The organism is Bacillus sp. GMa5/1, assembly GCF_050172015.1.
GTDB classification, from domain to species: Bacteria; Bacillota; Bacilli; order Bacillales; family Bacillaceae_G; genus Bacillus_A; species Bacillus_A cereus.
This window is the reverse complement of sequence record NZ_JBNLYC010000053.1, coordinates 19,697-29,474: the sequence shown is the minus strand read 5'-3', so window position 1 is coordinate 29,474 and position 9,778 is coordinate 19,697. Positions and strand designations below refer to the sequence as shown.

Genomic DNA, 9,778 nt, shown 5'->3' with positions numbered 1-9,778 from the left:
TTTAAAAGGAGTATACGCAATGAAAGCAAAGAAACTAATATGTTTTTTAGCATTACCACTTATGTTAGTAGCGTGGGTAGGATGTTCTAAGAACAATACAGAAGAGAATAAGACTGATAGCTTAAAGATTTCAGAGTCAGAAAAGAAGAAAGACGAGTCAATAGACAAAGAAGCAGATCAGCTAAACAAGGAAAAAGAAGAATTGCTTGCTAAAAAGGAAGAATTGCTTGCTGAAAAGGAAAAATTGCTTGCTGAAAAGAAAGCTAAGGAAGAAAAAGAGGTAACGAAAAAGAAAGAAGATACAGATAAAAATGAAGTCTCAAACGATAAAACAGTAAAAGAAGCTGTAATTGGAGAAGGTAGAACACTAGCTGAGGAAAGAGAGTATAGAGATAAGCAGTTAACTAAAGGTTCTAGTGCATCTTCTCCTTTAGAGAAGTATCAAGAAGATATTAAGGATACTTCTAATGACTTAAAGACGGCAGTTCAATCTATTAAATCCTTAGCTGAAAAAGATGGAACGTGGAAAACAACTCAAACAGGATTAAAGGGAGAATTAAGTAGAGTAAGTGGGAGAGCTAATAGACTAGCAAGTATAGAACCTCCTAAGGAGTATGATTACTTCAAAGTTCAATTAAGAGACGATGCAAGAGCAATTAAACAAATGGTAGACCAAGCATTTATAGCTTTAAATGAAAATGATACTGAAACAGCCAAGTTAAACATAGGTGCTATGATAGATTATGTAGATATAATGTCTTCAACATTGAATGAAATACAAAATGTACAAAATGGAGTTTAAAGGGGTATGTGCCAAAGAAGCAAAATATTGAGATTGGCAAATTACTAGACTCAGAATCAATAACAAGTATTTTAGCTAACTTTGTAGGTGGAAAAACAAAATCAGTTGATTATGATGACGAAAAAGATAAAGATGTAGTTATAATTAATGAACTTACATTAGTTGTTTTAGTCACCTAATGCTTCCAAAATGAGGATGAATAAAACATTTCAATAGAAAAGCTGCCAAAGAAACTAAAACCTTTCTCTGGCAGCCTTTATTTATATATATTAAAGTTATTTATTTTCCTCTTTCTGAACATATACATAAGCATCTTTCTGCTCTTTATGTACATCCACCTTCGAATTCTCTGCAAGCTGACCCGCATTTAGCAAAGAAAAAATAATGAGCGCTTCTAGTGACATTTCGTTTTACCACTCCTTTCTAGTTGTTATACATTTATCATACCGCTTACATGTGATTTCCGTATGAACTCGAAAAGGAGATTACAACAAAATGGTTACAAGCATATGAATGCACGCTATAATAACCATAAAATGGGAGGTGGATTCTTTTTGACAATAAATCAAATGGTTCAACTCGGAAGTTCATTTATGCTATTTATTACTTCCGCACTGATGAGTTGGTATCAGGGGAGTAATTTAATAGATAATCCTGATGAATGGAAATATAGCGCTAAGTTTACAAATTACTTTAAAGGCACCGTTTCAAATTACCAAGATATTTATCAAATCGATTTCTTTATATATGCGGCAAAATTTTATCCAACAGCATTTATCGTTATGCTAGTTAGTTTACTTTATATGCTCATATTAATTCTTTATATTCTATTTAAAAGAAAAGATCCGGCGATTTAAATCCATACATAAAAACCCCGAATCATAGACTTTTCAGCCTACAATTCGGGGTACTATTTGTTTACATTCGTTTCTAATTAGTAACGAATTAAGAAATATTTCTTCTTACCGCGGCGAATGATTGTGAATTTACCTTCGATGCGGTCGTTTTCTGTTACAACGTAGTCTAATGCTTGTGTACGCTCACCGTTCACGTAGATTGCGCCGTTCGTTACATCTTCACGTGCTTGACGTTTTGATGGAGAGATTTTGCTTTCTACAAGTAAGTCGATTAATACTGTATCTTCTGCAGTACGTTCTACAGATGGTACGTCTTTGAATCCTTGCTCGATTTCGCTTGCAGTCAGTTCTGCTACAGAACCGCTGAATAATGCAGCTGAAATTTTAATCGCTTGCTCTAATGCTTCTTCGCCGTGAACAAGTTTTGTCATTTCAGAACCTAATGCTTTTTGTGCTGCACGTTTTTCTGGCGCTTCAGCTACTTGCTTTTCAAGCTCAAGAATTTCTTCATGAGATAAGAATGTGAAGTATTTTAAGTATTTAACAACGTCGCGGTCATCTGTGTTAATCCAGAATTGGTAGAACTCGTAAGGAGTTGTTTTCTCTGGGTCTAACCAAATTGCGCCGCCTTCGGTTTTACCAAACTTCGTACCGTCAGATTTAGTAACTAGTGGAATTGTTAAACCGAATGCTTTCGCATCTTCTTCTGATTTACGGATTAATTCAAGACCAGCTGTAATGTTACCCCATTGGTCACTACCACCGATTTGTAGACGGCAATTATGTTGCTGATATAAGTTTAAGAAGTCGTATGATTGTAAAATCATGTAACTAAACTCAGTGAATGAAATACCAGTTTCTAAACGAGATGCTACTGTATCTTTTGCTAACATATAGTTTAAACCGAAGTTTTTACCGATATCGCGTAAGAATGAAATTACATCTAAGCTACCAAGCCAGTCGTAGTTGTTAGCCATCGTTGCTGGGTTGTCCACGTTTTCAAACTCTAAGAAGTTTGAAAGTTGGTTTTTAATGCTTTCTGTGTAGTAAGCAACTGTATCTTTCGTATTTAATGTACGTTCTGCTTTTTTACCACTCGGGTCACCGATCATACCAGTACCACCGCCAACAAGTGCGATTGGTTGGTGACCAGCTAATTGGAAACGACGTAACATTAATACTGGTAACATATGACCAATGTGTAAGCTATCCGCTGTCGGGTCAAAACCACAGTATAATTTAACGCTTTCTTTTTCTAATAATTGCTCAAGGCCCTCAGCATCTGTTTGCTGATTAATTAGACCGCGAAATTCAAGATCTTGTAAAATACCCATATCCTACATACTCTCCTTTAAGTTCATTACTGGCGTGAAGGTTGAAAACATAAAAAAATCGCCCCTTCAAATAAGGGACGATTTTGATTATCGCGTTACCACCCTAGTTGCAGGCAAAAAAGCCTACCACCTTATTTACATAACGGCTTAGCACCGTCTTTTCCCTTTTGAATAAAATTCAATCGAAAAAAGATGCTCTAGGGGCGTAATTCGCGATCATCTATGTGCTGATTTTCACCGGCCATCAGCTCTCTAAAACAGGGAAATGATCACTACTTCTCCCTTTCCACGCTCAATTATTCATATACTTTTCTTTATACCATCATTTATATAGGCATGTCAAATAGAGGTCAGGTTTCCCTTCTTGTCAATCCTTTACAACACCATAAAGAGTATCGTAATAAGAGAAAGAATTGGAACCCCAACTAATAACGATACATGAAACACAATCGATAAATCATTCCCAATGGTCGCCTCCACAGGATCTTTCGCTGGGGAACCAAGAAACCCGATTAATCGATCGAATCGACTTACCGTTTTTGGAAAGTCTGGTATTTCTACATGATCACTATCTAAATGTTGCTTTAACTTATATTCACTCTTAAAGGGATTTTCGCTCAATTTCGTCCACCTCCAGCAATTGTTTCAATTTCTTTATCCCGTTATGAAGTCTCGATTTCACCGTTCCAATCGGAATGTTTAATATCTCTGCAATTTCTTTTTGCTGCATGTCATGATAATAAGAAAGGATTAGGACCGCTCTTTGCTCTTCTGGAACTTTCAAAATTGCTTCTCTTACTGTGAGCCGATCTTCGTGAGAAAATTCTTTTTCCGGAATCGGCACTAAAAATGGCAAAAGCGTACGCCACTTTTTTCTCCTATTTAATTTATTAATCATAAGACGATAACCAATTTGAAATAAATACGTTTTTATTTTACCTTTTTCAAGTTCATACATATGTTTCTTACGCTCTAGCGTCAAAAACGTATCTTGCACAAGATCGATACTTAATTGTTCATCTCGGTTAAATCGATATAAAAATGTGTATAGCGCTGGTTTGATTAAAACATATAGTCTTTCTCCCGCTTGTTTATCTCCACTTTGATACGCAAGCATGAGCTCCTCCTCAATCCCAATCTGCGCCATGATTTTTGATCTCCTTTATTCCTTTTAACGTTAATGAAATACGGGAAATTAAATATGCAATCGCAATAAAAATCCACAATTGTGATTGATTTGTAAAAAATTGCACATATGGGTTTTGAATCGTAAATCCCATTGTAACTAAAGTATTTAACGCTTGCACACATATGCATGCATACAACGCAAGGCAGATAGAAATAGTGTCAAATACATTCCAGCGAAAATACACTTTTGTTTTTGTAAAATCAATTTTATATCCATTTTTCCGTACTATATGTTTTCTATCAAATGGAATAATGATTGAAAACATAACACCCATTATAACTCCAGCTGTAAGCATTGATACTCTATATCCAATTGGTATCGGTAAGAAAAGACCACAAGAAAATACAACTATAATTCCAATTACAGCAAAAGTAAGAAGTAATTTATTAGACATAAAAAAGCCTCCCTCATCTATTCTTTCATAAATGTATACAGACGAGGAAGGCACTTCGTTCAAATATTATTTTAGTTTTTTTATAATCTTTGCAGGATTCCCGCCAACTACTACATTATTAGGCACATCTTTCGTTACGACAGCACCAGATGCGATCACCGCATTGTCTCCAATTGTTACACCTGGATTAATAATTGCTCTTCCGCCAATCCATACGTTATCGCCAATTGTAACTGGTTTTCCGTATTCTGATCCGCTTATACGCTCTACCGGATCAAGTGGATGCGTTGCTGTATAAATGTGAACACCTGGAGCTAACATACAGTTCACTCCGATTGTTACCGGGCATACGTCTAAAATCGTACAGTCAAAGTTCGCGTAAAAATTTTCACCGACATGAATGTTATAGCCGTAATCACATCTAAAAGAAGATTCAAGATGAATATTATCTCCTGTCGTTCCGAATAATTCTTTTACGATTTCGCTACGCTCTTTCAATTGCTCTTCTGGCGTATCATTTAATTTTCTCGTTAATATACGTGCTTGCTCTCTTTCTTGTACTAAAACTGGATCAGCCGGTATGTACATTTCTCCTAGTATCATCTTTTCCTTTTCTGTTTTCATCATACTATCCCCTTTAACTTATATATATAAGTTCATGATATCATAAAAAAGAAAGGCCTGAACATTTTTCGTTCAGACCTTTCTCTCTTAATCTTCCATCGTTGATAAGTCACCTGTTGGTAAGTTTAACTCCCACGCTTTTAATACGCGGCGCATAATTTTACCACTTCTCGTTTTCGGTAATTTATCTCTAAATTCAATTTGTCGTGGCGCTGCATGAGCTGCTAGGCCTTTCTTTACAAATTGACGAATTTCTTCTTTTAATTCATCAGATGGTTCGTATCCTGCTCGAAGTGCGATAAATGCTTTAATAATTTCGCCGCGCACCGGATCAGGAATACCAATTACACCAGCTTCTGCAACAGCAGCATGCTCGATTAATTTACTTTCTACTTCAAACGGACCAACGCGCTCACCTGACGTCATAATTACATCGTCAATACGTCCTTGGAACCAGAAGTATCCATCTTCATCCATATAGGCAGAGTCGCCTGATACGTACCAATCTCCCGGCATGAAATAAGATTCATATTTTTGCTGGTTATTCCAGATCCCGCGCATCATAGATGGCCAACCTTTCGCAATTGCTAAGTTACCCATTGTGTAAGGAGGCACTTCATTTCCTTCATTATCAACAATCGCTGCTTTCACACCTGGAATTGGTTTACCCATTGAACCTGGACGGATTTCCATACAAGGGTAGTTACAAATAACTTGTCCACCTGTTTCTGTCATCCACCACGTATCATGAATACGAAGTCCAAATGCGTTCATACCCCAGCGAATTACTTCTGGATTTAACGGCTCACCAACGCTTAATACGTGACGAACTTGTGATAAGTCATATTTTTTAATTGCGTCTTGTCCAGCTCCCATTAACATACGGAATGCTGTTGGTGCGCTGTACCAAACCGTCACACCGTAATCTTGCAGTGCTTCATACCAAGCTTCTGGACTAAAGCGTCCACCTAAAATAACGTTTGACGCTCCAACTAACCACGGTGCGAAAATACCGTAAGCTGTTCCAGTTACCCAGCCCGGGTCAGCAGTACACCAATATACATCGTCTTCTTTTAAATCTAATACCCACTTCGCCGTTTGATAGTGCTGAACCATTGCGTTTTGCGCATGAAGCACACCTTTTGGCTTACCAGTAGAACCAGACGTGTAATGTAGAATCAAGCCGTCTTCACGGCCTAACCATTCAATATGTAATTCTTTTGAAGCTTGTTCAAATAAAGGATTGAACGCTACCGTTTTACCGCCTTCTTCTACATTATCTCCAACAAGGAAAACTGTTTTTAAAGCCGGTAAATCATTTAATGGTACGCGCTCTAACAATTCAGGCGTTGTAATTAACACCTTTGCTTCGCTATCTTCTAAGCGATCGCGAACTGCGCCTTCCATAAATGCTTCAAATAGCGGTCCAACAATTGCTCCTAATTTCACTGCACCTAAAAGTGCGAAATATAACTCTGGAGAACGTGGCATAAAAATAAAAACGCGATCGCCTTTTTCTACATCGCCATAATTCTTAAGGACGTTTCCTGCTTTATTAGAAAAATCCTTCATTTCCTTAAATGTATATTTCTCTTTTCGCGATCCATCTTGATAATAAAGAGCTACTTTATTCTTTCGATCGGATTTCGCATGCTTATCAATTGCCTCATACGCCATATTTACTCGGCCTGTTTCATTCCAAGTAAAGTTTTTATTAACCTCTTCCCAGTTAAAATTCGCGTATGCCTCATCATAATTCGGCAAATTATTTTCTCCTTTAATGACAGGAAGCGTTTCTACTTTCATACTTTACATCCCCCTCCTATGTATTCTATTATCTATTATAATGACATTATTTAAAATTTTCAGTATATTTGTTGATTTTTAGACAAATTTTTAATGACAAATTTCGATTCACATCGCATATATTATAAAGTACGATATTAATAGATTCACAAACCCTCAAGGTGGTGAGCAATACATTGATTCATAAAAAAATATATAATGCTAGAAACTTAAAAACAGCGAAAGGCACTTTAATTATTGAAGGTCCTGTCTCTACACATAACTTAGAAATGTATGAGTTTCATCCAGACTTAATTGCGTTTCGTCCTGCCGAGCAACAATATAAAGCAATTGTCGAAATTTCTAAATTACCAGAAGCTCGTCTCATTATTGCTAGACATGACCAAACAATTGTTGGATATGTTACATACTTGTATCCTGATCCACTTGAACGATGGTCAGAAGGAAAAATGGAAAACTTAATTGAGCTTGGGGCAATTGAAGTAGTCCCAGCCTTCCGCGGGAGTTCTGTCGGAAAGAACTTACTAGAGGTTTCTATGATGGACGATTATATGGAAGATTACATTATATTGACGACTGAATATTATTGGCACTGGGATTTGAAACAAACAGGATTGAATGTGTGGGAATACCGAAAAGTAATGGAGAAGATGATGAATGCTGGCGGGTTACAATGGATGGCTACAGACGATCCTGAAATTTGTTCACATCCTGCCAACTGTTTAATGGTCCGCATCGGTAAACGCGTTGATACGGATTCTATTCAAGCTTTTGATCGTCTACGTTTTCACAATCGTTTTATGTATTAATAAAGGGGGCAACTGGAATGATTGTAGAAGAAATTATGAATCAAAATGTAGTTACATTACATCCAAACGATACAATCGAAACAGCAATCCGAACGATACGCACGAAAGGCATTCGGCACATTCCAATTGTCGATCAAAATAATCACGTCGTAGGCATTATTTCTGATCGGGATGTAAGAGATGCAAGTCCGTCTATTCTAGATGAACAAGTTTCAATCGATATGCTACAGCAACCGCTCGAACTTATTATGAAACATCCTGTTATGACTTGCCATCCTCTCGATTTCGTTGAGGAAATTGCTACTTTATTTTTTGAAAATAAAATTGGCTGTCTTCCTGTTACAAAGGCCGGGAAGTTAGTTGGAATCATTTCTGAATCTACAGTACTGCACACATTAGTAAAATTAACAGGAGCACATCAACCAAGTTCGCAAATTGAAATTCAAGTAAAAAACGAACCTGGTATTCTTGGAAAAGTCGTTGCTATTTTTAGTGATTTACAAATAAATATCGTGAGCGTTCTCGTCTACCCAGCAAAAGACGAGAATGATAAAGTACTCGTTTTCCGCATTCAAACGATGAATCCTCTAAAAGTGATTGATGCACTTGAAGCAGAAGGTTACCGCGTATTATGGCCAAACATCATGGGGATGCAGGCATGAGTAGCGCGTTTATTTATTCGGATGACTTTCGGGGCTATTCATTTAGCCCTGATCATCCTTTTAACCAACTGCGCGTCACACTTACGTATGATTTATTACAAAAGGGCGGTTTCATCTCTCCCTCTCAAATCATCTCACCACGGATGGCTACAGATGAAGAGATCGCCTACGTTCATACAGAGGAGTACATAAATGCGGTAAAACGTGCTGGAGAAGGAAAGTTAGAAAAATCAATTGCAATGACATATGGACTCGGAACAGAAGATACACCGATGTTCCCAAATATGCACGAAGCAAGCGCATTGCTCGTTGGCGGTACGTTAACAGCTGTCGATGCTGTTCTTTCCGGAAAAGTAAAACACGCACTTAATTTGGGCGGCGGCTTACATCACGGCTTTCGCGGCAAAGCATCTGGCTTTTGTATTTATAACGACAGTTCTATCGCAATGAAATATATTCAAAAGAAATACGGTTTACGCGTCTTATATATTGATACAGATGCTCATCACGGTGATGGCGTACAGTGGTCGTTTTATGATGACCCTAACGTATGCACCATTTCACTGCATGAAACTGGTCGTTATTTATTCCCTGGAACTGGCGCTGTAAACGAACGTGGCCAAGGTAATGGTTATAGTTATTCTTTTAATGTTCCACTCGATGCTTTTACAGAAGATGAATCGTTCTTAGAATCATATCGAACTGTTGTAAAAGAAGTTGCAGCGTACTTTAAACCGGATATTATTTTAACGCAAAATGGTGCTGACGCACATTATTATGACCCACTTACACATCTTTGTGCGACAATGAATATTTACCGCGAAATACCGAAGCTCGCTCGTGAAATTGCTAATGAATATTGCGAAGGTCGCTGGATCGCTGTCGGTGGCGGTGGCTATGATCACTGGCGCGTCGTTCCAAGAGCTTGGGCGCTCATTTGGCTCGAAATGAACAACATCCAAAACATCTCAGGTTATCTCCCTCCAGAATGGATTGAAGCTTGGAAAGGACAAGCAGAAACAGAACTTCCCCTCACATGGGAAGATCCAGACAACATGTATAAACCTATCCCCCGTAAACCAGAAATTGAAGAAAAAAACGCATTAACTGTAGCGAAATCCCTTGAAATTATTCGGAATAATATGACAAAATCTTTATACTAAACGAAAAGGAGGCTCGTTTTTGAATAGCCTCCTTTTATTTAAAGCTTGCTATTATTGTCGTTTTCTGTCGGTAAGTCGATATATTTTAATAATCGCTGATATATTCCGAGTTACGCCGATATATTTTGATAATCGCTG

The 9,778-nt window shown here is 37.5% G+C and carries 13 protein-coding genes and 1 other annotated feature; of the genes, 6 read left to right on the top strand and 7 right to left on the bottom strand.

Going from position 1 to position 9,778, the window contains the following annotated elements; all coding sequences use genetic code 11:
• Window positions 1-19 precede the first annotated feature (19 nt).
• Window positions 20-802 carry a DUF6376 family protein gene (locus ACQGSG_RS14770; protein ID WP_044584905.1) on the top strand — a complete coding sequence of 261 codons (783 nt, stop codon included), beginning with the start codon at window positions 20-22 and terminating at the stop codon, window positions 800-802.
• 8 nt (window positions 803-810) lie between these two features.
• Entirely contained in the window at window positions 811-981 is a 171-nt protein-coding gene (locus tag ACQGSG_RS14765; RefSeq protein WP_002196925.1) for a hypothetical protein, read from the top strand.
• Window positions 982-1,077: 96 nt separating this feature from the next.
• On the opposite strand, the gene ACQGSG_RS14760 is transcribed toward ACQGSG_RS14765, so the two are convergent.
• Window positions 1,078-1,206, bottom strand: a complete 129-nt coding sequence (locus ACQGSG_RS14760) for a hypothetical protein (protein WP_000050944.1) — start codon at window positions 1,204-1,206, stop codon at window positions 1,078-1,080.
• 165 nt (window positions 1,207-1,371) lie between these two features.
• On the opposite strand from ACQGSG_RS14760, the gene ACQGSG_RS14755 reads away from it, so the two are divergent.
• On the top strand, window positions 1,372-1,659 hold the full coding sequence (locus ACQGSG_RS14755; protein WP_113623466.1) for a YjdJ family protein: 288 nt from the start codon (window positions 1,372-1,374) through the stop codon (window positions 1,657-1,659).
• A 77-nt stretch (window positions 1,660-1,736) separates the two neighbouring features.
• Here ACQGSG_RS14755 and tyrS read toward each other — a convergent pair whose 3' ends face one another.
• From tyrS to acsA, 6 genes are all read right to left on the bottom strand, one after another.
• On the bottom strand, window positions 1,737-2,993 hold the full coding sequence (tyrS, locus tag ACQGSG_RS14750; RefSeq protein ID WP_000512092.1) for a tyrosine--tRNA ligase: 1,257 nt from the start codon (window positions 2,991-2,993) through the stop codon (window positions 1,737-1,739).
• Between the two features lie 70 nt (window positions 2,994-3,063).
• Window positions 3,064-3,291, bottom strand: a binding site (T-box leader).
• Between the two features lie 77 nt (window positions 3,292-3,368).
• Window positions 3,369-3,614: a hypothetical protein gene (locus ACQGSG_RS14745; protein WP_001293778.1), complete on the bottom strand. Its 246-nt coding sequence runs from the start codon at window positions 3,612-3,614 to the stop codon at window positions 3,369-3,371.
• The gene (locus ACQGSG_RS14740; protein ID WP_000057201.1) at window positions 3,595-4,140 is read right to left on the bottom strand and encodes an RNA polymerase sigma factor; all 546 of its coding nucleotides are present in this window, start codon (window positions 4,138-4,140) and stop codon (window positions 3,595-3,597) included. The genes ACQGSG_RS14745 and ACQGSG_RS14740 overlap by 20 nt, the downstream gene beginning before the upstream one ends.
• A complete protein-coding gene (locus ACQGSG_RS14735) occupies window positions 4,121-4,576 on the bottom strand; it encodes a hypothetical protein (RefSeq protein WP_000066457.1) in 456 nt (151 codons plus the stop codon). The genes ACQGSG_RS14740 and ACQGSG_RS14735 overlap by 20 nt, the downstream gene beginning before the upstream one ends.
• Before the next feature lie 66 nt (window positions 4,577-4,642).
• Window positions 4,643-5,203, bottom strand: coding sequence for a maltose acetyltransferase domain-containing protein (locus tag ACQGSG_RS14730; RefSeq protein WP_002026426.1), 561 nt, complete (start codon window positions 5,201-5,203; stop codon window positions 4,643-4,645).
• 84 nt (window positions 5,204-5,287) lie between these two features.
• Window positions 5,288-7,006: an acetate--CoA ligase gene (acsA, locus tag ACQGSG_RS14725; protein ID WP_000862049.1), complete on the bottom strand. Its 1,719-nt coding sequence runs from the start codon at window positions 7,004-7,006 to the stop codon at window positions 5,288-5,290.
• 176 nt (window positions 7,007-7,182) lie between these two features.
• Here acsA and acuA point away from each other — a divergent pair, with 176 nt between their 5' ends.
• From acuA to acuC, 3 genes are read left to right on the top strand one after another with little or no spacing between them, the layout of a single operon-like run.
• Window positions 7,183-7,815, top strand: a complete 633-nt coding sequence (acuA, locus tag ACQGSG_RS14720) for an acetoin utilization protein acetyltransferase AcuA (protein WP_000581388.1) — start codon at window positions 7,183-7,185, stop codon at window positions 7,813-7,815.
• A gap of 17 nt (window positions 7,816-7,832) precedes the next feature.
• The gene (locus ACQGSG_RS14715; RefSeq protein ID WP_000634578.1) at window positions 7,833-8,477 is read left to right on the top strand and encodes an acetoin utilization AcuB family protein; all 645 of its coding nucleotides are present in this window, start codon (window positions 7,833-7,835) and stop codon (window positions 8,475-8,477) included.
• Window positions 8,474-9,640, top strand: a complete 1,167-nt coding sequence (gene acuC / locus ACQGSG_RS14710; protein ID WP_000092824.1) for an acetoin utilization protein AcuC — start codon at window positions 8,474-8,476, stop codon at window positions 9,638-9,640. Before ACQGSG_RS14715 ends, acuC begins: the two co-directional genes overlap by 4 nt.
• Window positions 9,641-9,778: the final 138 nt, after the last annotated feature.